At 63.3% G+C, this 22,373-nt stretch carries 21 protein-coding genes; 8 read left to right on the top strand and 13 right to left on the bottom strand.

Going from position 1 to position 22,373, the window contains the following annotated elements:
- Positions 1 to 25: 25 nt before the first annotated feature.
- Entirely contained in the window at positions 26 to 2,632 is a 2,607-nt protein-coding gene (gene leuS, locus ABM562_RS08205; RefSeq protein WP_460421381.1) for a leucine--tRNA ligase, read from the bottom strand.
- 240 nt (positions 2,633 to 2,872) lie between these two features.
- Here leuS and ABM562_RS08200 point away from each other — a divergent pair, with 240 nt between their 5' ends.
- Complete coding sequence (locus ABM562_RS08200; protein ID WP_115085167.1) at positions 2,873 to 3,187, top strand: hypothetical protein; 315 nt, start codon at positions 2,873 to 2,875, stop codon at positions 3,185 to 3,187.
- Between the two features lie 124 nt (positions 3,188 to 3,311).
- Entirely contained in the window at positions 3,312 to 4,073 is a 762-nt protein-coding gene (locus tag ABM562_RS08195; RefSeq protein ID WP_233674444.1) for a YdcF family protein, read from the top strand.
- On the opposite strand, the gene lnt is transcribed toward ABM562_RS08195, so the two are convergent.
- The 5 genes from lnt to miaB form a co-directional block, all read right to left on the bottom strand.
- Positions 4,070 to 5,587, bottom strand: a complete 1,518-nt coding sequence (gene lnt, locus ABM562_RS08190) for an apolipoprotein N-acyltransferase (RefSeq protein ID WP_115085169.1) — start codon at positions 5,585 to 5,587, stop codon at positions 4,070 to 4,072. The two genes, ABM562_RS08195 and lnt, sit on opposite strands and share 4 nt — an antisense overlap.
- Positions 5,588 to 5,595: 8 nt before the next feature.
- Positions 5,596 to 6,435, bottom strand: coding sequence for an HlyC/CorC family transporter (locus ABM562_RS08185; RefSeq protein WP_010222913.1), 840 nt, complete (start codon positions 6,433 to 6,435; stop codon positions 5,596 to 5,598).
- 5 nt (positions 6,436 to 6,440) lie between these two features.
- Complete coding sequence (gene ybeY / locus ABM562_RS08180; protein WP_115085170.1) at positions 6,441 to 6,938, bottom strand: rRNA maturation RNase YbeY; 498 nt, start codon at positions 6,936 to 6,938, stop codon at positions 6,441 to 6,443.
- The gene (locus tag ABM562_RS08175; protein ID WP_115085171.1) at positions 6,931 to 7,932 is read right to left on the bottom strand and encodes a PhoH family protein; all 1,002 of its coding nucleotides are present in this window, start codon (positions 7,930 to 7,932) and stop codon (positions 6,931 to 6,933) included. Before ABM562_RS08175 ends, ybeY begins: the two co-directional genes overlap by 8 nt.
- A gap of 123 nt (positions 7,933 to 8,055) precedes the next feature.
- Entirely contained in the window at positions 8,056 to 9,384 is a 1,329-nt protein-coding gene (gene miaB, locus ABM562_RS08170) for a tRNA (N6-isopentenyl adenosine(37)-C2)-methylthiotransferase MiaB (RefSeq protein WP_115085172.1), read from the bottom strand.
- Positions 9,385 to 9,514: 130 nt separating this feature from the next.
- Between miaB and ABM562_RS08165 the strand changes: the two genes are divergently transcribed.
- Positions 9,515 to 9,841 carry a DUF1820 family protein gene (locus ABM562_RS08165; RefSeq protein WP_010222917.1) on the top strand — a complete coding sequence of 109 codons (327 nt, stop codon included), beginning with the start codon at positions 9,515 to 9,517 and terminating at the stop codon, positions 9,839 to 9,841.
- Between the two features lie 9 nt (positions 9,842 to 9,850).
- On the opposite strand, the gene ABM562_RS08160 is transcribed toward ABM562_RS08165, so the two are convergent.
- The 4 genes from ABM562_RS08160 to ABM562_RS08145 all read right to left on the bottom strand — a co-directional run bounded on the left by ABM562_RS08160 (position 9,851) and on the right by ABM562_RS08145 (position 13,323).
- Positions 9,851 to 10,399 carry a tetratricopeptide repeat protein gene (locus ABM562_RS08160; protein WP_115085173.1) on the bottom strand — a complete coding sequence of 183 codons (549 nt, stop codon included), beginning with the start codon at positions 10,397 to 10,399 and terminating at the stop codon, positions 9,851 to 9,853.
- Between the two features lie 182 nt (positions 10,400 to 10,581).
- Positions 10,582 to 11,862, bottom strand: a complete 1,281-nt coding sequence (hemL, locus tag ABM562_RS08155) for a glutamate-1-semialdehyde 2,1-aminomutase (protein WP_115085174.1) — start codon at positions 11,860 to 11,862, stop codon at positions 10,582 to 10,584.
- Positions 11,863 to 11,877: 15 nt separating this feature from the next.
- Positions 11,878 to 12,504 (bottom strand): thiamine phosphate synthase, encoded by a 627-nt coding sequence (gene thiE / locus ABM562_RS08150; RefSeq protein WP_115085175.1) that lies wholly within the window; start codon positions 12,502 to 12,504, stop codon positions 11,878 to 11,880.
- A gap of 21 nt (positions 12,505 to 12,525) precedes the next feature.
- A complete protein-coding gene (locus tag ABM562_RS08145; RefSeq protein WP_115085176.1) occupies positions 12,526 to 13,323 on the bottom strand; it encodes a hydroxymethylpyrimidine/phosphomethylpyrimidine kinase in 798 nt (265 codons plus the stop codon).
- Positions 13,324 to 13,586: 263 nt separating this feature from the next.
- On the opposite strand from ABM562_RS08145, the gene ABM562_RS08140 reads away from it, so the two are divergent.
- The 4 genes from ABM562_RS08140 (at position 13,587) to ABM562_RS08125 (ending at position 19,488) form a co-directional block, all read left to right on the top strand.
- The gene (locus ABM562_RS08140; protein ID WP_460421375.1) at positions 13,587 to 15,578 is read left to right on the top strand and encodes a sensor histidine kinase; all 1,992 of its coding nucleotides are present in this window, start codon (positions 13,587 to 13,589) and stop codon (positions 15,576 to 15,578) included.
- A gap of 83 nt (positions 15,579 to 15,661) precedes the next feature.
- On the top strand, positions 15,662 to 17,314 hold the full coding sequence (locus tag ABM562_RS08135; RefSeq protein ID WP_115085178.1) for an acyl-CoA dehydrogenase family protein: 1,653 nt from the start codon (positions 15,662 to 15,664) through the stop codon (positions 17,312 to 17,314).
- Positions 17,315 to 17,346: 32 nt separating this feature from the next.
- Entirely contained in the window at positions 17,347 to 18,852 is a 1,506-nt protein-coding gene (gene amn, locus ABM562_RS08130; protein WP_115085179.1) for an AMP nucleosidase, read from the top strand.
- Positions 18,853 to 18,921: 69 nt separating this feature from the next.
- Positions 18,922 to 19,488 (top strand): pseudouridine synthase, encoded by a 567-nt coding sequence (locus ABM562_RS08125; protein WP_167458859.1) that lies wholly within the window; start codon positions 18,922 to 18,924, stop codon positions 19,486 to 19,488.
- On the opposite strand, the gene ABM562_RS08120 is transcribed toward ABM562_RS08125, so the two are convergent.
- Together ABM562_RS08120 and ABM562_RS08115 are read right to left on the bottom strand one after the other, a co-directional pair.
- Complete coding sequence (locus ABM562_RS08120; protein ID WP_010222926.1) at positions 19,485 to 19,688, bottom strand: DUF2788 domain-containing protein; 204 nt, start codon at positions 19,686 to 19,688, stop codon at positions 19,485 to 19,487. The two genes, ABM562_RS08125 and ABM562_RS08120, sit on opposite strands and share 4 nt — an antisense overlap.
- 55 nt (positions 19,689 to 19,743) lie before the next feature.
- Positions 19,744 to 20,220, bottom strand: coding sequence for an Lrp/AsnC family transcriptional regulator (locus ABM562_RS08115; RefSeq protein ID WP_115085181.1), 477 nt, complete (start codon positions 20,218 to 20,220; stop codon positions 19,744 to 19,746).
- Between the two features lie 410 nt (positions 20,221 to 20,630).
- Between ABM562_RS08115 and ABM562_RS08110 the strand changes: the two genes are divergently transcribed.
- Positions 20,631 to 21,380, top strand: coding sequence for a DUF6515 family protein (locus tag ABM562_RS08110; RefSeq protein WP_115085182.1), 750 nt, complete (start codon positions 20,631 to 20,633; stop codon positions 21,378 to 21,380).
- Between the two features lie 97 nt (positions 21,381 to 21,477).
- Here the strand turns inward: ABM562_RS08110 and ABM562_RS08105 are convergent, their stop codons facing one another.
- Positions 21,478 to 22,350 carry a cation diffusion facilitator family transporter gene (locus tag ABM562_RS08105; protein WP_134061329.1) on the bottom strand — a complete coding sequence of 291 codons (873 nt, stop codon included), beginning with the start codon at positions 22,348 to 22,350 and terminating at the stop codon, positions 21,478 to 21,480.
- Positions 22,351 to 22,373 lie beyond the last annotated feature (23 nt).

Genomic DNA, 22,373 nt, shown 5'->3' with positions numbered 1-22,373 from the left:
CGCTATGGCGGGCCGGCGTTTCCTGTCAGTTGGCGACGATGTTGACCAGCTTGCCCGGTACCACGATGACCTTGCGGATGCTCAGGCCTTCGGTGAAGCGCAGCACGTTCTCGTTGCTGCGGGCGGCGGCTTCGACTTCCTCGCGGCTGGCCGCGGCCGGCATTTCGATCTGGCCACGCAGCTTGCCGTTGACCTGGATGACCAGGACGATGCTGTCCTGGACCAGGGCGCTTTCGTCCAGCACCGGCCAGGCGGCGTCGATCACGGCGCCCTGGTGACCCAGTCGCTGCCACAGCTCATGGCTGATGTGCGGGGTGATCGGTGCCAGCAGCAGGGCGACGGCTTCCAGGCCTTCGTGCAGCAGGGCGCGGTCCTGTTCGCTGGCTTGCGGGGCCTTTTCCAGCACGTTCATCAGGGTCATCACCTGGGCGATGGCGGTGTTGAACTTGTGGAACTGACCGACATCGGTGCTGGCCTGCTTGATGGCAGCGTGGATGGCGCGGCGGATCACTTTTTGCCCGTCATCGAGGCTGGCGATGTCCAGCTTGCCCGGCAGACCCTGGGCTACGTGGGCCTGAGCCAGGCGCCAGACGCGGCGCAGGAAGCGGTTGGCACCTTCGACACCGGAGTCGGACCATTCCAGGCTCATGTCCGGTGGCGAGGCGAACATCATGAACAGGCGGCAGGTGTCGGCGCCGTAGGCTTCGATCATCGCCTGCGGGTCAACGCCGTTGTTCTTGGACTTGGACATCTTCTCGGTGCCGCCGATCTCGACCGGCAGACCGTCGGTCTTCAGCGTGGCGCCGATGATCTTGGCCTTGGCATCGCGCTCGATTTCGACGTCGGCCGGGTTGAACCAGTCCTTGCCGCCATTGCTGGCAACGCGGTAGTAGGTTTCGGCGACGACCATGCCCTGGGTCAGCAGGTTCTTGAACGGCTCGTTGGAAGTGACCAGGCCTTCGTCGCGCATCAGCTTGTGGAAGAAGCGCGCGTACAGCAGGTGCAGGATCGCGTGTTCGATACCGCCGATGTACTGGTCGACCGGCAGCCAGTGGTTGGCCGCTTTCGGGTCGACCATGCCGCCTTCGTAGTTAGGCGAGGCGTAGCGGGCGAAGTACCAGGACGACTCGACGAAGGTGTCCATGGTGTCGGTTTCGCGCTTGGCCGCGGTGCCGCATTTAGGGCAGCTGCACTCGTAGAACTCGGGCATGCGCGCGAGCGGCGAGCCGGCGCCATCGGGGACGACGTTTTCTGGCAGGGTGACCGGCAATTGGTCTTCCGGTACTGGAACATCGCCACAGGCTGGGCAGTGGATGATCGGGATCGGGCAGCCCCAGTAACGCTGACGGCTGATGCCCCAGTCGCGCAGGCGGAACTGGGTGCGGGATTTACCCAGCTCTTTCTTGATCAGTGCCACTTCGATGGCGTCGAAGGCGCCCTGGAAGTCCAGGCCGTCGAATGCGCCGGAATTGATCAGCTGGCCATGCTCGCCGTAGGCGACCAGCCACTCGCTGCCGACTTCATCGCCAGCGCTGGTACGGATCACCGCCTTGACCGGCAGGTTGTACTTGTGGGCGAACTCGAAATCGCGTTCGTCGTGAGCCGGAACAGCCATGACCGCACCGTCGCCGTAGTGCATCAACACGTAGTTGGCGACCCACACCGGCAGTTTTTCGCCGGTCAGCGGGTGCTCCACGAACAGCGAAGTGGCCAGGCCCTTTTTCTCCTGGGTGGCGATGTCGGCTTCAGCGACGCTGCCGCTCTTGCACTCATCGATGAAGGCTTGCAGCTCGGGGTTGCCCTGGGCGGCCTGGGTGGCCAGCGGGTGTTCGGCGGCAACGGCCACGTAGGTGGCGCCCATCAGGGTGTCCGGACGGGTGGTGAAGACCTTCAGGGCCCCGGCGTGGCCGATGCTGGCCTGATCGTAGGGGAACTGCACTTCCATGCCGCGGGACTTGCCGATCCAGTTGCGCTGCATGGTCTTGACCTGCTCAGGCCAGCCCGGCAGCTCATCGAGGCTTTCCAGCAGCTCGTCGGCGTAGTCGGTGATCTTGAAGTAGTACATCGGGATTTCGCGCTTCTCGATCAGCGCGCCCGAACGCCAGCCGCGGCCGTCGATGACCTGCTCGTTGGCGAGTACGGTCTGGTCGGCCGGGTCCCAGTTCACGGTACCGTTCTTGCGGTAGATCACGCCTTTTTCGAACAGGCGGGTGAACAGCCACTGTTCCCAGCGGTAGTAGTCCGGCTTGCAGGTGGTGACTTCTCGCGACCAGTCGAATGCCAGGCCCAGGCTCTTGAGCTGGGTTTTCATGTATTCGATGTTTTCGTAGGTCCACTTGGCCGGGGCGACGTTGTTCTTCATCGCGGCGTTTTCCGCCGGCATGCCGAAGGCGTCCCAACCCATTGGCTGCAGCACGTTCTTGCCGAGCATGCGCTGGTAACGGGCGATCACGTCACCGATGGTGTAGTTGCGCACGTGGCCCATATGTAGCTTGCCGCTTGGGTACGGGAACATCGATAGGCAGTAGTACGTGTCCTTGCCTGGCTGTTCACTGACTTCAAAAGACTTTCGCTCATCCCAGTAAGACTGGGCGGCGGCTTCGATTTCGCGGGGCTGATAGAGTTCGTGCATGGCTACTTTGCGCTGAGAAATGGGAGACCTTATCCAGGCAGCGATCAAACCGCTGCATCGGCAATCCGGTGTCAAGTATGGTGAACGGCCTAGCATACATGACCCCTGTCCATCGAGGGAAACCCTGATTGCACCGCCTGTGGCGCGGCGGGCCGTTGGTCGCGGCGTCCTGCTGCTTTTACGAGTAACGCTAAGCTCATGTGTGGGGGGAGATACATTTACCTTCAATGAGGTGAACGGATGGGAGAGTCGCAGCAACAAGCAACGAAACCGGAGCTTTACGAACGGCTGATCGATCGTCTGGGCCTGGCCCTCGAGGTCGCCAGAACTTCCGTTCGATTACGCGATGAAGTGCCTGCTGAATTGGAGTTGCGTGGTCTGAGCCGCGCTGAATTCGAAGTGATCAAGGCCTATCTGGAATCCCTTCCGGAAGGCGGGCATGGACGCGTCGGCGCATTGCCACAACCGGAGTCGCCGCCTGCGGCCAGAGTCGTCTGGCTCAAGGACAAGCGTTCCGCTACCACAGCAAAGTCCAGGACGCTGCAATTCAAGTAGCCGTTCGGGTTTTTCCGGCGCAATGCGGAGTGCGCCACTGAGTCAATAACTTCTCTGATCGGCACCTGGCTATTGTTGCCAGGTGCCGATCGTCTTAGGCTGCGCACCTCCAAGGAGGTGTCCTGTGCCGTTTCGCTATCTCATCAAACAAATGATCATGCCGCCTGGCATTCTGTTGCTCTTACTTATAGTTGCCTGGTGGCTGCGCAGGTCCTGGCCGCGGCTGTCGACCCTGTGCTTCGTCCTGGGTTTGGGCGGGCTGTGGGTGATGAGCCTGCCGATCGTGGTGGAGCAGGCCGCCTATCGACTGGAAAGCGAACCGGCACTGGCCACCAGCCAGTGGGCAGGGCTTAGCCAGCATGCCGATGCCATCGTCATCCTCGGCGCCGGCCGCGAACGCGGCGATCCGGCCTGGGATTCGCAGGACCAGCCCACGGGCGTTGCCATGGAACGCATGCGGTACGCCGCGCAGTTGGCGAAGGCGTCGGGGTTGCCCGTGTTGACCAGCGGCGGCCTGCACTACGATACGCCACCCAGCGAAGCGCAACTGATGGCCGATGCCCTGCAACGTGACCTGGGCGTGACTGTACGCTGGAAGGAAGAGCGCAGCCGCACCACCTGGGAAAACGCCCAAATGAGCGCCGAGCTGTTGCAGCCCCTGGGGATCAAGCGCGTGGTGGTGGTAACCCAGGCCTGGCACATGCAGCGTTCACGCTGGAGCTTCGAGCAGGCGGGGTTTGAAGTCGTGCCGGCACCGGTGGGCTTTCTCGGCCGCGATCACGCCCGGCCTTTCGGTGGCTGGCTGCCGGAAGGCAAGTCCATGTGGCAGAGCGGCCAACTGCTCAACGAGGCAGTCGGCCTGCTCGGCTACAAACTGTTCTACTAGACGGTCTTGGCGATCCGGCTGGCCAGCAGGGCCCAGCCCAGCAGCAGTGCGCAGAGAATCACCAGTGGCCAGGAGCGCCATTGCAGGTACGGGGTGAGTTGCTGCATCGGCACCACTTCGCCGTAGAGGATGCCGCGCTCGAACTGCGGGATCTGCGCGGTGATCCGCCCGAACGGGTCGATCAGGCCGGTGACGCCGTTGTTGGTGGCGCGGATCATCCAGCGTCCGGCCTCCAGCGCGCGCATCTGGGCCATCTGCAGGTGCTGCAGGGGGCCGATCGAGGTGCCGAACCAGGTGTCATTACTGATGGTCAGGAGAATATCGCTGCGCGCCGCCAGGCTCGCCGCAAACTCCGGATAGACCACTTCGTAGCAGATATATGGCGCGATCTGATAGCCCTTGGCCTGCAGCAGAGGCTGGTCAGCCGGCCCGCGGGCAAAGTCCGACATTGGCAGGTCGAAGAAGGCGATCAGGCCGCGGAGCATATCCTGCAGCGGCACGTACTCGCCGAACGGCACCAGTTTTTGCTTGAGGTAAGTGCCATCGCCTTCGCCGGTTACGGTGATGCCGTTGTAATAGCGGCGTTGCTCGTGCACCACTTCGCGCACCGGCAACCCGGTGATCAGCGCCGAATTACGCTCGGCGGCGAAGTTGCCCATCATGTCCAGGTAACCCTGGGCTTGTTCCTTGAGGATCGGCACCGCGGTTTCCGGCCATACCAGCAGGTCGACCGGTTTCGAGCTGAAGCTCATGTCGCGGTACAGAGCCAACTGGGCGTTGATGTGTTCCGGGTTCCATTTAAGTTCCTGCTCGACGTTGCCTTGCAGCGCAGCGACAGTCAGCGGCTTGCCCGCAGGGCTTGTCCAGGCGTGGTTCTTCAGCGCCAGGCCGATTGCCCAGGGTGCCAGCAGCAGGACGATGGCCACCGCCAGGAACGATTTGCGCGCCCGCAGGCGTGGCAGGTTGCACAGCAGCGCCGCGCACAGGGCCAGGCAGAAGGAGATCAGCCACATGCCACCCAGCGGTGCCAGGCCCGACAGGGGGCCGTCAAGCTGGCTGTAGCCGGAGTACAGCCAGGGGAAACCGGTAAGGAACCAGCCGCGGAAAGCTTCCTGGCCTACCCACAGGGCGGCGAAGCACAGGGCATCGGCCAACGGCGCCTCGTTGCGGCGCAGCCAGCGTGCCCAGAGCCAGGCGGGCAGGGCAAAGAACCAGGCTATGGCGGCGAAGAACGCCAGCAACAGCCCGGTGGCCAGCAGCGGCGTGGCACCGCCATAGGTGTTGATACTGACGTAGATCCAGCTGGTGCCAGCGGCGTACAAGCCAAAACCGAAGCACCAGCCGCGGCCCAGGGCCTGGCGCGGGCTAAGCTCGCGCAGGCCGAGGTAGAACAGGCCGGCCGCGAGCAATGCCAGCGGCCAGATGTCGAACGGCGCCAGGGCCAGGGTGGTGATTGCACCGGCCGCCACGGCCAGCAGGTTACCGGGCCAGCCGGGGCGGGTGATCCAGCGCATGGTTGTCCTTAACGGGTAATAGGGGTCAGACGCAGCAGGTGAATCCGGCGGCTGTCGGCGTTGAGAATGCGGAAACGGTACGGGCCGATCTCGGTGGTCTCGTTACGCTTGGGCAGGTGGCCGAAGGCGCTCATGACCAGGCCGCCGACGGTGTCGAATTCGTCGTCGGAGAACTGGCTGTCGAAGAACTCGTTGAAGTTTTCGATCGGCGTCAGCGCCTTGATCAGGAAGTCGCCACTGGGCAGCGGCTTGATGTAGCTGTCTTCCTCGACGTCGTGTTCGTCTTCGATGTCGCCGACGATCTGCTCAAGTACGTCTTCGATGGTCACCAGACCCGCCACGCCGCCGTATTCGTCGATGACGATGGCCATGTGGTTATGGTTGGCGCGAAATTCACGCAGCAGTACGTTCAGGCGCTTGGACTCGGGCACGAAGGTGGCCGGGCGCAGCAGGTCCTTGATGTTGAAGCTGTCGCCGTTCTCCTTGAGGATCAGCGGCAACAGGTCCTTGGCCAGCAGCACACCGAGCACGTCGTCATGGCTTTCGCCGACGACCGGGTAGCGCGAGTGCGCGGCGTCGATCACCGCCGGCAGGAACTCACGTGGCGACTGGGTCGCCTTGATGCTCATCATCTGCGAGCGCGGCACCATGATGTCGCGCACTTGCAGGTCGGCGACCTGGATGGCGCCCTCGACAATGGTCAGCGCCTCGCTGTCGAGCAGCTTGTTCTGATGGGCTTCGCGCAGCAGCTCAAGCAGCTCCTGACGGTTTTTCGGCTCGTGGGCAAAAGCCTGGGTCAGTTTGCCCAGCCAGGACTTTTGCCCGTTGCTCGATCGATCTTCGCTCATGGCGGTTACTCGTGATCCTTTGCAGATATCAGTGTTGAAATGTCGTCGTGTTCGTCGTCGGCGTACGGGTCCGGATGGCCCAGTTCCGCAAGCAACGTGCGTTCCAGTGCTTCCATTTCCTCGGCCTCATCGTCGTCGATGTGGTCGTAGCCCAGCAGGTGCAGGCAACCGTGGATGACCAGGTGCGCCCAGTGGGCGTCGAGCGCCTTGCTCTGTTCGGCGGCTTCGCGCTCGACCACGGCGATGCAGATCACCAGGTCGCCCAGCAGCGGGATGTCGAGCAGTTCATCAGGCACGTCGGCCGGGAAGGACAGCACGTTGGTGGCGTAGTCTTTGCCTCGCCAGGTGAGATTCAGTTCACGGCCTTCGGCTTCATCGACCAGACGAATGGTCAGCTCCGAATCGGCCGTGCGCTGGCGCAGGGCCAGCTCGCACCATTGGCGGAACTGCTCTTCGCTCGGGTGGTTCGCATCGCTTGCCAGCTGCAGATCGAGCTCAAGCATCGCGTTGTTTGCCTTCGGTCGGGTTCTGCTGCTGGCTGTCGAAGCGCTCGTAGGCTTCGACAATCCGCTGCACCAACGGGTGGCGGACCACGTCCTTGGGCTGGAAGTGCGTGAAGCTGATGCCCGGCACACCCTTGAGCACCTCGATGACCTGGGTCAGGCCCGACTTGGTGCCACGTGGCAGGTCGACCTGGGTGATGTCGCCGGTGATCACGGCGGTGGAGCCGAAACCGATACGGGTGAGGAACATCTTCATCTGCTCGACCGTGGTGTTCTGGCTTTCGTCGAGGATGATGAAGCTGTTGTTCAGGGTACGGCCGCGCATGTAGGCCAGCGGGGCGATCTCGATCACCTGGCGTTCGATCAGCTTGGCCACGTGCTCGAAGCCGAGCATCTCGTACAGCGCGTCGTACAGCGGACGCAGGTACGGATCGATCTTCTGCGCCAGGTCGCCAGGCAGGAAGCCGAGCTTTTCGCCCGCTTCGACTGCCGGGCGTACCAGCAGGATGCGCCGCACCTGTTCACGCTCCAGGGCATCGACGGCGCAGGCCACGGCCAGGTACGTCTTGCCGGTGCCGGCCGGGCCGATGCCGAAGTTGATGTCGTTGCTGAGGATTTCCTTCACATAGCGCTGCTGGTTCAGCCCGCGAGGACGAATCATGCCCTTGCGTGTACGCAGGGAAACGCTGACTTCGTTGACGGCCGGATTTTCCAGCTCTTCGACGGCCGATTCCTGCAGGTACAGGTGGACCATTTCCGGCGACAGGTCGGTGGCCTTGGCTTCGCGATAGAGCCGGCGCAGCAGTTGCTCGGCAGAGGAGGTGTGTTTGGGTTCGCCGATCAGCTCGAATTGATTGCCGCGGTTGCGGATTTCGATGGCCAGGCGCTGTTCGATCAGGCGCAGATGCTCGTCGAACTGCCCGCACAGGTTGGCGAAGCGATGGGCCTCGAAGGGCTCTAGGATGAAGCGATGTGGTTCGATAGGTGCGTTCAAGGTCGTTTTTCAGCCGCCCAACGGCAAAGGATATGGTCTCAAGGATAACCCTAGCCGCTGCAGGGCGAAAGCGCTGAAACGATCAAGGGTCGCCGGGCCTGTAACAAGGCCCGGCAGGACAGGTCAATGGGCCAGCGAGCCGAACAGCGAGTGCGGACGCGCGTCGTCGATATGGATGTCGACGAACTGGCCGATCAGCTTGGGATTGTCGCAGCGGAAGTTGACGATACGGTTATTCTCGGTGCGTCCCTGCAACTGGCCGGGGTCACGGCGCGAGTAGTCGGTGACCAGAATGCGCTGGACGGTACCGACCATTTGTCGGCTGATCTCGAAGCCTTGGGTATCGAGGCGATGCTGCAAGGCCTTGAGGCGCTCTTTTTTCACTTCTTCCGGGGTTTCATCCGGCAGGTCCGAAGCCGGGGTGCCCGGACGCTGGCTGTAGACGAACGAGTAGGAGAAGTCGAAACCGACGTCGGCCACCAGCTTCATGGTCTGCTCGAAGTCTTTCTCGGTTTCGCCGGGGAAGCCGACGATGAAGTCCGAGCTGATGCAGATGCCTGGCACCGCAGCCTTGAGTTTGCGCAGCTTGGACTTGTATTCGAGGGTGGTGTGGTTGCGCTTCATCGCCGCCAGTACCCGGTCGGAGCCCGATTGGACCGGCAGGTGCAGGTGCTTGACCAGCTCCGGCACCTCGGCGTGGGCCTGGATCAGGCTGTCGGAAAATTCCAGCGGGTGCGAGGTGGTGTAGCGGATGCGCTCGATACCGTCGACGGCGGCGACCACGCGGATCAACTCGGCAAGGTCCGCCAGGCGCCCGTCGTGGGTCTGGCCACGGTAGCCGTTGACGTTCTGCCCCAGCAAAGTGATTTCACGCACGCCGTTCTCGGCCAGGTGAATGACCTCGGCCAGTACATCATCGAACGGCCGGCTGACTTCCTCGCCACGGGTGTAGGGCACCACGCAGAAGGTGCAGTACTTGCTGCAGCCTTCCATCACCGAGACATAAGCGGTGGGGCCATCGATGCGCGGTTCGGGCAGGTGGTCGAACTTCTCGATTTCCGGGAACGACACATCGACCTGCGGCAGGCGCGTGGTGCGCGCGGCGTCGATCATTTCCGGCAGGCGGTGCAGGGTCTGCGGGCCGAAGACCACGTCGACATAGGGCGCGCGCTTGCGGATCGACTCACCTTCCTGGCTGGCCACGCAGCCGCCGACGGCGATGACCATGTCCGGCTTCAGGTCTTTGAGTTCACGCCAGCGGCCCAGCTGGGAGTACACCCGGTCCTGGGCGCGCTCGCGGATCGAGCAGGTGTTGAGCAGGATGACGTCGGCGTCTTCGGCGCGGGCCGTGACTTCAAGGGCTTGATGTTCACCCAGCAGATCGACCATGCGCGAGCTGTCGTACTCGTTCATCTGGCAACCGTGGGTTTCGATGTAAAGCTTCTTGGCCATGGGAGATCATCTGGTGATTCGAAGAACCGCACATTATAAGGGCCTGGGGCTTTGGATCCTAGCGTTGTCGGCCCGGTGCCTATGTTATAGTTTGCGCCTTCTTTACCACCCGTGATTGTCCCCGCCAAAAATGACCAAACGCGAAGCTCCGATCTACAAAGTGATCTTTCTCAACCAGGGCCAGGTGTACGAGATGTACGCCAAACAGATCTATCAAAGCGATCTGTGGGGCTTCCTTGAAGTCGAGGAATTTGTCTTTGGCGAGCGCACCCAGGTGGTGGTCGACCCGAGCGAAGAAAAGCTCAAGGCCCAGTTCGAAGGCGTGGTGCGCAGCTTTGTGCCAATGCATTCGATCGTGCGCATCGACGAGGTCGAGCGTCTGGGCACGCCCAAGATCAGCGAGGCGCGCGGTACTGGCAATGTAATGCCGTTCCCGATGCCAATGCCGGAGAAGTAGGCGAGCGTTTCAGGGCAGCGGTGAGAAGGGCGTGCGACCTTCGGCGGTCTGCAGCTCCAGCAGGTATTTGCGGAAAATCTGCCCGAGCACCTGGGTAGCGACTTCCAGCTCATCGCGGGGCATCTTGGCAGACACCTCGTCGGCCATGTCCAGCGCGTCTTCTGCGCCGTTGACCGCGGCCATCTTCAGCACGATGTAGGCCTGCACATTGTTGGCTGCCACACCTTCACCCTTGTAGAACATGGTGCCCAGGCGGTATTGAGCCTCGGCGTGGCCTTGCAGCGAGGCTTGCTCGAAGTAGCTCAGGGCCTGGTTGAGGTCACGTGGGGTATGGGTGCCTTCGTAATAGAACTCACCCAGCTCGTACTGGGCCTGGGCATCCCCGGACTTGGCCGCGTCCTGGCAGGCGGCGAGGGCTTGCGGCAGGTCTTCGGGCTGGGAATCGAGGGTGCAGCGGCCCGTTGCTGGAATCAGCAACGAGTTACCGCCTGCCGTGGCCAGCAGGGGCTGAAGAAGCAACAGGCAGCCCAGGGCAAGGGCGCGGCCGGTGCGGTTCATGGGGATCGACATACCTCTGCAAAGCTGCGGCCAAAGTGTCTGGTGGCACATTATGGGATAAGCAGCGCCTACCTTACAAAGTCTTTACTCGATTTTCTGCTTTGCAAGGCCCCATTGCGGGGCAAGCCCGCTCCCACAATGATCACTGTGGGGGCGGGCTTGCCCCGCGAGGGCTGCAAAAATCAGAGCTTGGCGAACGCTCGCTCAGCCGCATCCAGGGTGATCTGCAGCTCGGTTTCACCGTGGGCAATCGAGGTAAAACCTGCCTCGAAGGCGCTTGGCGCCAGGTACACGCCACCTTCGAGCATGAGGTGGAAGAAGCGCTTGAAGCGTTCGGCATCGCTGGCCATGACGTCATCGAAGGTGACGATATCGTCGGCGCCACTGAAGTACAGGCCGAACATGCCGCCAGCCTGGGTGGTGACGAACGGGATGCCAGCGGCATCGGCGCGCTGTTGCAGGCCATCGAGCAGGCGGCTGGTGAAGGCGCTCAGCTCGTCATGGAAGCCCGGGCGGCTGATCAGCTTGAGGGTGGTCAGGCCGGCGGCCATGGCCAGCGGGTTGCCCGACAGGGTACCGGCCTGGTAGACCGGGCCCAGCGGCGCGATCTGTTCCATGATCGTGCGCTTGCCGCCGAAGCAGCCCACCGGCATGCCGCCGCCGACGATCTTGCCGAAGGTCGACAGGTCGGGGGTGACCCCGTAGTGCGCCTGGGCGCCACCCAGGGCGACGCGAAAACCGGTCATCACTTCGTCGAAGATCAGCACCACGCCGTGCTGGTCGCACAGTGTGCGCAGGCCCTCGAGGAAACCAGGCGCCGGCGGCACGCAGTTCATGTTGCCGGCGACCGGCTCGACGATGATGCAGGCGACTTCCTGGCCGACGTCAGCAAGCATCTTCTCGACCGCGTCGATGTCGTTGAACGGCAGGGTCAGGGTGTGTTTGGCAAAGGCTGCCGGAACGCCAGCGGAGCTTGGCACGCCCTGGGTCAGCAGGCCGGAACCGGCTTTTACCAGCAGGCTGTCGGAGTGGCCGTGGTAGCAGCCCTCGAACTTGATGATGCTGTCGCGGCCGGTGTAGCCACGGGCCAGGCGGATGGCGCTCATGGTCGCTTCGGTGCCGGAGCTGACCATGCGCACCATTTCCATCGATGGCACGATCGAGCAGACCAGGTCGGCCATTTCGGTTTCCATGGCGGTGGGGGCGCCGTAGGACAGGCCGTGCTCCAGTTGCTTGCGTACCGACTCGAGCACGTCCGGGTGGCTATGGCCGAGAATCATCGGGCCCCAGGAGCCGACGTAGTCCACGTAGCGCTTGTCGTCTTCGTCAGTGACATAGGCACCGGCGGCGTGCTTGAAGAACAGCGGCGTGCCGCCAACGCTCTTGAACGCCCGCACCGGCGAGTTGACGCCACCGGGGATGTGTTTCTGGGCGTTGGCAAACAGGGTTTCGGAACGAGACATGATGGGCTCTCTCAATCAGGCAGATGCGAACAGGGCGTTGAAGGCGCGGGCACGACGGGTGACTTCCTGCGTGCTGTCGGCGCCGAACAGGCCATGAATCACCGCAAGCAGGCTGGCGCCGTGGGCGACCAGCGGGGCGGCGTTGTCGAGGGTGATGCCGCCGATCACGCAGATCGGCAGATGGATGCGGTCGTGCGCTTGCTCCAGCAGGGCGATGTCGGCGGCGGGTGCGCCCGGCTTGGTCACCGAGTTGAAGAAGCGGCCGAAGGCGACGTAGCTGGCGCCTTCACGGGCGGCCTGCTCGGCCAGGTCAATTTGCGCGTGGCAGGTGGAACCGATGATGGCGTTGCGCCCGAGCAAGGCTCGCGCCGGGGTCAACGGCCCGTCGGTCTGGCCCAGGTGGACGCCGACGCCCAGGCGCGCGGCCAGCTCGGCGTCATCGTTGATGATCAACTGAGTGTTGTAGCGTGCACACAGCTCGGCCAGGGCCTCCGCTTCGCGCAGCCGGCGGGACTCGTCCTGGCTCTTGTCACGGTACTGCAGCAAGGTCACGCCGCCTTCGAGGGCCGCTTCGACATAGGGCAGAAACTTGCCGGCCAGCAACTGGCTGTCAGTGATGGCATACAGGCCGCGTAACTTCATGGTGTAGACCTCAAGCGAAGATCAGGAACAGAAATCCAGGGGCAGGCGGCGCGGCACGAACTGGCCTTTGCCCAGTTGCTCGGCGTCGCGCAGGGTTCGCCAGGTGTAGTCCAGGGCTGTGCGCACGGCGCTCTGCAGTTGTTCGCCAAGGGCCAGGCGGCCGGCCAGGGTGCTGGCCAGGGTGCAGCCGGAGCCGTGGTAGCTGCCGGGCAGGCGCTGGCAGGTCCAGGTGTGACGCTGGCCGTCGCGGCTGTACAGGCGGTTATGGATTTCGTGTTCGTCGCCGTGACCGCCGGTGATCAGCAGGTGTCTGACAAACGGCAGGAGCTTTTCTGCGCATTCATCGGCACTGCCTTCGGGCAGTTCGGCCAGGATGCGCGCTTCGGGAAGGTTAGGGGTGGCGATGGTTGCCAAGGGCAGCAGGCGCTCGCGCATGGCGTAGCCGACTTCATCCTTGCCCAGGCGGCCACCGCCGCCAGCGCGCAGGACCGGGTCGCAGACCAGCGGCAGATGCGGATGAGCACTGAGCAGTTCGACCACGGTATCGACCATTTCGGTAGAGCCGAGCATGCCCAGCTTGACCGCCGCTACCGTCGAATCGGCGAGCACGGCATTGGCCTGGGCCAGTACCCACTCGCGGTCGAGGACGCGGAAGTCGCTGACATTGACAGTATCCTGGACGGTCAGGGCGGTCACGGCCGGAGCGGCATGACAGCCTTGCGCAATCAGGGCTTCGATATCTGCCTGCAAGCCGGCGCCGCCACTGGGGTCGTGGCCGGAGAGACAGAGGACAACGGGGCGGGAGCTGTAGGTATTCATGGTGCGCGAGCTTATCACCAAACGCTTTTGCTGGGTCCGCCCCGGCGCCGCGGATTTTTCAACGGGCGTTTGAGCTGCAGTTAAAAAAACGCTGAAAGTGCCGTTCTAGAGCCTTTGGCGCAAAGTTTTCAGTGGCGTCTGGCAGGCTCGGAAAGCTATGCTAGAGTGCTCGAATAAACCGATAACGGTTACTGCCGGATTGCGTCGCCTCAAACGGACAGGAGGCTACGCGACGCGACCGGGACAGACCATGCTGGGGCTGTATGCGCTATTTGCTGATTGTTGTGCTGGGCTGGTTGCCGTTACTGGCCACGGCGGTCGATTTCGACGACTCCACCCGCAGCTTGCCGCTGGGGCAGATGATGCAGGTGTTCGAAGACCGCGATGGCAATGCCAGCATTGCGCAGGTCAGTGCGCCGTCGTTCAGCGAGCATTTTCGCCCGCACCGGGCCGAGGTCCTCAATGCCGGCTATTCCACCTCGGTGTTCTGGCTGAAAATCCAGTTGCGCTACACCGCCTTGCCGTCGGCCGCGCCACGCACCTGGTTGCTGGAGCTGGCCTATCCACCCCTCGATCACCTTGAGCTCTACCTGCCGGACGCCAGCGGCACCTTCCGCCTGGCCCAGCGCACCGGCGACGCCCTGCCTTACGCCAGTCGGCAAATCAAGCAGAACAACTACCTTTTCGAACTGCCCTTTACTCCCGGCCAGACCACCACCGCCTACCTGCGCCTGCACAGCCAGGGTTCGGTGCAGGCGCCGCTGACCCTGTGGTCGGCCCAGGCCTACCTGGAAGCACAGCCGACCCGCCTGTATGTGCTGGGCCTGATCTATGGCGTGTTGCTGGGGATGCTGGTGTACAACCTGTTCATCTACCTCAGCGTGCGCGACACCAGTTACCTGTATTACATCCTCTATATCGCTTCGTTCGGCCTTTACCAGGTCTCGGTCAACGGCGCCGGGGTGGCCTATTTCTGGCCGGACAGCCCCTGGTGGGCGAACGCCGCCACGCCAATGTTCATCGGTGCGTCCGGCCTGTTCGGTTGCCAGTTTGCCCGCAGTTTCCTGCAGCTGCGCAATCACAGCCGTGCCTTCGATGGGGTGCTCAAGGTATTGATGGGCGGTGGTGCGCTGGTCATGTTGCTGTCGCTGACCAGCAGCTACGGCGTCGCCCTGCGTCTGGCCACGGCGTTGGCGCTGCTGTTTACCGTATGCATCTTCGCTGCCGGGATTTATGCCTGGCACCGTGGTTTGCGCGTGGCTCGCTACTTCATCATCGCCTGGTCGGCGTTCTTGCTCGGCGGCCTGGTCAACACCCTGATGGTACTGGGCTATTTGCCCAACGTATTCCTGACCATGTATGCCAGCCAGATCGGTTCGGCGCTGGAGGTCGGCCTGCTGTCGCTGGCCCTGGCCGACCGCATAAACAGTATGCGTGAAGAGCAGGCCCAGACCCTGCGCGAAACCGGCCGGACCCTTGAGCAGCTCAACGTCCAGCTGGCCAACAGCAACCGCCTCAAGGACCAGTTCCTGGCCACCGTCACCCATGAACTGCGCACGCCGATGAACGGTGTGATCGGTTCGCTGGAGCTGATGCAGACCATGCCGCTGGACGGCGAGCTGGCCCAGTATCAGCACACCGCTACTTCGGCGGCCCAGGACATGATGGGCATGGTCGATGACATTCTCATCCTCACCGAGCTGCAGGCCGGCCGCCTGAGCGCCCAGAACGCCCCGTTCAGCCTGCGTTCGCTGCTGCAGGAGGTGCGTGCCGAATACGCTGCTCCCGCCATGGCCAAGGGCTTGTACCTGAGCCTGGATACCCCGGCGGAGCTGCCGGATGTGCTGATCGGCGATCGGCACAAGCTGGCCATGTGTCTGGGTTACCTGATGGATAACGGCATCAAGTTCACTCATCAGGGCGGAGTCATGTTGCAGGTACGCGGTGATCGCCTGGGGCCGGACCAACTGGGCTTGAGCATCAGCGTCAGCGACAGTGGCATCGGTTTCGACTGCCTGGATGAAGCCACGCTGTACCAGCGCTTCTTCCAGGTCGATGGTTCGATGACCCGTGAATACGGCGGCCTGGGCATTGGCCTGGCGATTTGTCGGCAGTTGGCCGAGCTGATCGGCGCGCGCCTGCAGCACGAATCCAATCCGGGGCTGGGCAGCCGTTTCGAACTGAGCCTGAGCGTGCCCTTGAGCCCGCCCCAGGCGCAGCTGGGCATGGTCAGGCCAGGGCTAAATCACGGCTAGTTAGGCGTTTTTGTCACTTTGACAGGGGGGCAGGGCGTGATTCACTGAAATTTCAGTCACGCCAGGATCCAGGAGGCCCCTCGATGAACCTGCACCAGTACGCTGAAACCCATGAGGTCACCAACCAGCCGCCATCCCTGGACGGCGCCAACCTGTACCGCATCGACCTGCCGTTGCAGGAATGGTCGCGGCGCTACGGGGCGGGTTGGGCGCAGGAGCGCATCGATGCGTACGGTGCTCTGGCTGGCGGGCCGCTGATGGCCGCGGGCTTTCTGGCCAACCAGAACAAGCCGCAATTCAGCAGCCATGATCGTTATGGTCATCGCATCGACCTGGTGGAGTTTCATCCGGCCTATCACGAGCTGATGCGCACGGCCATCGAGCATGGCCTGCCGTCCTTGCCCTGGACCGACCCGCGGGAGGGCGCCCATGTCGCCCGCGCATCGATGACCTACCTGCACAGCCAGGCCGAAGCCGGCAGTGGCTGCCCGCTGACCATGACCTTTGCCGCGGTGCCGGCGCTCAAGCTGCAGCCGGAACTGGCCGAGTACTGGCTGCCGAAAGTGCTGGCCACTGAATACGACCCGCGCAACGTTGGCGATCGCCACAAGGTCGGCGTGACTCTGGGCATGGCCATGACCGAGAAGCAGGGCGGCACCGATGTACGCGCCAACACAACCCGTGCTTACCCGGTCGGTGCGCCCGGCCCGGGCCAGGCTTATGAGCTGGTCGGGCATAAATGGTTCTGTTCGGCACCGATGTGCGACGCCTTCCTGACCCTGGCCCAGACCGACAAGGGCCTGAGCTGCTTCCTGCTGCCGCGCCACCGCCCTGATGACAGCCGCAACCAGTTCTATATCCAGCGCCTGAAGAACAAGCTCGGCAACTGCTCCAACGCGTCCAGCGAAGTCGAGTTCCGCGGCGCCCTGGCCTGGATGATCGGCGAGGAAGGCCGGGGGGTGCCGACCATCATCGAAATGGTCGCCATGACCCGCTTCGATTGCATGGTTGGCTCCAGCGCCCTGATGCGCCAGGCCCTGACCCAGGCCGCCCACCACTGCGCTCATCGCCAGGTCGGCGGACGGCTGTTGGCCGAGCAGCCATTGATGCAGAACGTGCTGGCCGACCTGGCCCTGGAAAGCGAGGCGGCGCTGGCCTTGAGCCTGCGCATGGGGCGGGCCCTCGACCAGCCGGATGATCCGCATCAGGCGCGTTTTGCCCGGCTGATCACCGCCGTGGGCAAGTACTGGATCTGCAAACGGGCGCCAGCGATGATCAACGAAGCGGCCGAGTGCATGGGCGGCGCCGGTTATGTCGAAGACAGCATCCTGCCGAGGCTGTACCGCGAAGCACCGGTCAACTCGACCTGGGAAGGCTCGGGCAACGTCCAGTGCCTGGATGTGCTGCGCGCACTGTCCAAAGAGCCGGGCGTTCTCGACACGCTGTTCGCCGAGCTGGGTGATGGTCACGGCGATCCACGCTTGGCCGCGCATATTGGCAACCTCAAGGCGGCCTTTGCCGACACCGCCGACATCCAGTACCGCGCCCGCCAGCTCAGCGAAGACATCGCCGTCGGCCTGCAGGCCAAGCTGCTGCTCGAAGCCGGTAACACGGCGGTCAGCGATGCCTTTATCGCCAGCCGCCTGAGTGGCAACGGCCGGGTATACGGCGTGCTGCCCCGTGGCGTCGACGTCGCGGCGCTGGTGCAGCGCTCGACCCCGAACTGGCCGCTCTAACGTGCGTGCCTTTGCCGCTGGATATAGGCAAGATGGGCGCATGCATGTCAGACAGGAAGTACATTGTGAGCCGTACTGATGAAGCCTTCGTTGTCGTAGAAACCGCCGAGCAGGCCGTCGATCGCCTCGCGGCCCTGCACGAACAAGCCACCGCGGCCCTGAGCCAGGCGCTCAAGCGCTACCTCAAGGACCGCACCGAGCCGGATGCCGAGGAGCGGGCGCTGTTCCGCTACCCCGAACTGCGTCTGACCTACCAGTACCATGGTGAAGTTCCGGCGATCACCCGCGCCTACGCCAAGGTCCAGTTGCCTGGCACCTACAGCGTGACCGTGACCCAGCCGGCGGCGTTCCGTGGCTACCTCCTCGAGCAGCTCAAGCCACTGATGCGCGACTTCACCGTCACGGTCGAAGTGGGCGTCAGCCAGCAGAACATTCCTTACCCCTATGTGGTCGAGCAGGGCGACGAGCTGGCCGGCACCGGCATCACTGCCGCCGCGCTGGCGCGGGTGTTCCCCAGTACCGATCTTTCCGCCGCCACCGACGGCATCGCCGACGGCCTGTATGACTGGGCCAACGTCGATCCGCTGCCGCTGGCGCTGTTCGACGCCGCGCGGGTGGATTTCTCCCTGCGCCGCCTGGTGCATTACACCGGTAGCGACTGGCGACAAGTGCAGCCGTGGATCCTGCTGACCAACTACCACCGCTATGTCGACCAGTTCATCAGCCACGGCCTTGAGCGCCTGCGTGATGACCCGCGTTTTGTGCGCATGGTCCTGCCCGGCAATGTGATCATCGAAAAGGCCATGGACAACGGCGAAGCCCAGGCGCTGGTCGCCGGGGTGGTCTGGCACCGCTACCAGATGCCCGCCTATCACCTGATCGCTGCCGATGGCGACGGCATTACCCTGGTCAATATCGGTGTCGGCCCGTCCAACGCCAAGAACATCACCGACCACCTGGCGGTGCTGCGTCCGCACTGCTGGCTGATGATCGGCCACTGCGGTGGCCTGCGCCAATCGCAGACCATCGGCGACTATGTGCTGGCCCACGCTTATATGCGCCGCGACGGGATTCTCGACCGGGTGGTGCCGCCGAACATTCCGATTCCGGCCCTGGCCGAGGTGCAACTGGCGTTGCAGGAAGCGGCGGCGCAGGTCACGGGCGAGCGCGGCGACGAGCTGAAAAAGCGCCTGCGCACCGGTACCGTGCTGACCTACGACGACCGCAACTGGGAGCTGCGCTGGGCGCAGGAACGGCCGCTGATCAACCTGTCGCGGGCAGTGGCGGTGGACATGGAAAGCGGCACCATCGCCGCCCAGGGCTATCGCCTGCGGGTCCCGTACGGCACCTTGCTGTGCGTCTCCGACAAGCCGCTGCACAGCGAGATCAAATTGCCGGGGGCGGCCAATGCTTTCTACAACCGGGCAGTCAGCCAGCACCTGAAGATCGGCATCGCCGCCCTCGACCTGCTGCGTACCGAGCTCAACTCGCTGCACTCGCGTAAACTGCGCAGTTTTGACGAGCCGCCGTTCCGCTGAGGCCCCATGCCGTTACCCCCACGCACCAAGCCGCGGCGTCCCGCGGCCAAACCCGCCGGCCCGCGTCGCCTGCCCAAGGCGCCGCCGGCCGAGCCGCGGTTGATCCTGTTCAACAAACCCTTTGACGTGCTGACCCAGTTCAGCGACGGCGAAGGGCGCGCGACCCTCAAGGACTTCATCGCCATCCCCGGCATTTACCCGGCCGGGCGCCTGGACCGTGACAGTGAAGGCTTGCTGCTGCTGACCAACGACGGCCAGTTGCAGGCACGCATTGCCGACCCCAGGCACAAGCTGGCGAAAACCTATTGGGTACAAGTGGAGGGTGAGCCGAGCGAGGAGCAGTTGCAGCGCTTGCGCGATGGCGTCGAACTCAACGACGGCCCGACCTTGCCGGCCCAGGCCCGTCAGCTCGACGAGCCAGACCTTTGGCCACGCAACCCGCCGGTACGCTTTCGCAAGAGCGTGCCGACCCGTTGGCTGGAGCTGGTGATCAAGGAAGGGCGCAACCGTCAGGTGCGGCGCATGACCGCTGCCGTCGGCCTGCCGACCCTGCGCCTGGTGCGCGTGCGGATCGGCGACTGGAGCCTGGATGGCCTCGATCAGGGCCAGTGGCGGGAAGTGCCGGCCAGGCTTTAAACGCCTTCGATAAAGCCGATCACCACGCTTTTGATGATGAAGGCGAGGATGCCCAGGCCCAGCACGAAAAACAGGATGAAGGTGCCGAACTTGCCGGCCTTGGATTTTTTCGCCAGGTCCCAGACGATAAAGCCCATGAAACCAATCAGGATGGTGACCAGGATGGTCATCATCCACTCTTCGAACAACGCAGGATCCATCGATTTTCTCCGGCAGGTTGAGGCGCGCGATTATACGCCCCCCTTGCCAGCCTGACTAACGCAGGTGCGTGAGCGGCATTTCGGTGCTGGCCAGTACCTGGTTGAGAACGAAACTGGAACGCACGCTGGTAACGCCTTCAATGCGCGTCAGGTGGCCCAGCAGCAACTGCTGGTAATGGTCCATGTCGGGCACCACGACTTTCAACTGGTAGTCGGCATCCATCCCGGTAACCAGGCTGCATTCGAGCACTTGCGGCAGGCTGCGGATCGCCGACTCGAAGGTCTCGAAGCGCTCGGGGGTGTGGCGGTCCATGCCGATCAATACGTAGGCAGTCAGGCTCAGGCCGAGCTTCTTGCGGTCGAGCAGGGCGACCTGACGGGCAATGTAACCGTCGTCTTCCAGTTGCTTGACCCGGCGCGAGCAAGGCGAGGGTGAAAGACCGATGCGTTCGGCCAGTTCCTGGTTGGAGATACGCGCATCGCGCTGCAATTCAGCAAGAATGCTCAGGTCATAGCGGTCAAGCTTGCTCATGGGGTTGGCCTTTTCTGTTTCGATTGCGTTGAATTATCAATCTGTAGGCAAAAATTGCGCAAGTGATATTTAATTGAGCAATCTTCGCAATCCTCTGCCGCTGCCTTCGCCGTATTCTTATCACCAGAATCACTGCCCGGACATCAGTCCAGTGCGGCGGGCCGAATCAGGCCAGCTGCGGCCAGCAACCCCACCAGGTTGTGCTCGGCCCCCGGGCTACACACTGTCCACAAGACGGCGTGAGGTGAGCCGGTGTCACAAGCGCCGAGCACGGACAAAATTCTCAAAGGGAGACCCCAGGGTCTCCCTTTTTTATTGCCTGGCAAATTTCATCTGGCGGCCGATACCCCGTTGCAGACGGCCTGATAAAGTAATCCCAGGCCCCTTGTTACCGGTCCGAGAGGAAAAGCATGAAGTCGCGCGTCTGGCGTATGGCAGGTGTTGGTTTGCTGTGCATGAGTGTCAATCTGCCGCTACTGGCCGAAGGGCAGGGAGCTTCACCTTTGCAGTCGCGGCCCGATGAAGTGCGTCAGACTCAGGAGCCGCGTACCGGTTACTACCAGGACATTCCGCGGCGTAACGACAATCGCTACTACCAGGCCGGTGGCGCCGGGCGTCCGGATGGCCACGGCAATGGCTGGGGGCCCGGCCCGCAGTATCGGCCGGGGCACACAATCGACCGCTTCCCCGATCGCTACTGGAAAGTGCCCTATCGCGGGGATGACTACTTCTATTCCGGCGGCTACTGGTATCGCCCGCAAGGCCCGCGCTATGTGGTGGTGACGCCGCCCTATGGTGCACGGGTCAACTACCTGCCCGACTATGCCCGGCAAGTATGGAGTGGCGGCGCGCTGTTGTTCCTCGCGGCGGGTACTTACTACCAGTACCTCGAGGACAGCCGCGAGTACGTGGTGGTCAATCCACCGACGGCCAGTGCGCCGGTACAGAGTAGCCCCGGTTATGACGTGATCGCCTATCCGGCCCAGGGCCAGAGCCCTCAGCAGCTTGATCGTGATCGTTACGAATGCCATCGCTGGGCGGTGCAGCAGACCGGGTTTGACCCGGCGGCGGCCAGCTATGCGCCAGCGGCGCAAGTGGCCGATGACTATCGGCGGGCGCAGGGTGCTTGTTTGAGCGGGCGGGGGTATAGCGTCAACTGAACCGGGGGCTGCTGCGCAGCCCATCGCTGGCAAGGCCAGTTCCCACAGTTTAACGGTGCATGCAGTTCCATTGTGGGAGCCGGCCTTGCCAATGGCCTCACATCACCGGATCCGCATGCACCAGCACTTCAGCCTTCGGATACTTGCTGTTGATCGCCGCCGCAGCCTGGTCACACAAGGCATGGGCCTGGGTCAGCGGCAAGTCCCCGGGCAGTTCCAGGTGCAACTGCACAAACCAGTGACTGCCCGACACACGCGTGCGCAAGTCATGGGCGCCGCGTACCCCCGGCACACTGCAGGCCAGCGCCAGCATTTGCTCGCTGATGTCGCTGGGCAGCTCTTGATCCATCAGGATCGAGCTGCTCTCCCGGGCAATCTGCAAGGCACTCCAGAAGATGTACAGGGCGATGCCCAGACCGAAAATCGCATCGAGCTGCGGCCAGCCGAAGCGCGCCAGCACCAGCGCCACCAGGATGCTGCCGTTGAGCAGCAGGTCGGAGCGGTAATGCAGAGAGTCGGCGCGCACCGCGGTCGAGCCGGTGATGCGGATCACCTTGCCCTGGAGCATCAACAAGGCAACGGTCAGCACCAGCGATAACAGCATCACCGCGATACCGATGCCGGTATCACCCAAAGGTTGCGGGTTCTGCAGCCGTTCCACCGCCTGTACACCGATCAGCACCGCACTGACCGCAATGAACAGCGCCTGGGCCATGCCGGCCATAGCTTCGGCCTTGCCGTGGCCGTAGCGGTGGTCGTCATCGGCCGGGCGCAGGGCGTAGTGCACGGCCAGCAGATTGAGAAAGGAGGCCACGCCATCCAGCGCCGAATCGGTCAGCCCGGCCAGCAGGCTGACCGAACCGCTGAGCCACCAGGCCACCGCCTTGGTCAGGATCAGGATACTGGCCACCGCCAGCGAGGCGCGGGTGGCCAGGCGCAGCAGGCGTTGGTGTTCAGCCGAGGGAGTCATGCCGAAGGTGGCTTCCTGTCAAA

The organism is Pseudomonas sp. ZL2, assembly GCF_054788455.1.
Note: the sequence above shows the minus strand (reverse complement) of the source record. Positions and strands in the feature narration are given on the sequence as shown.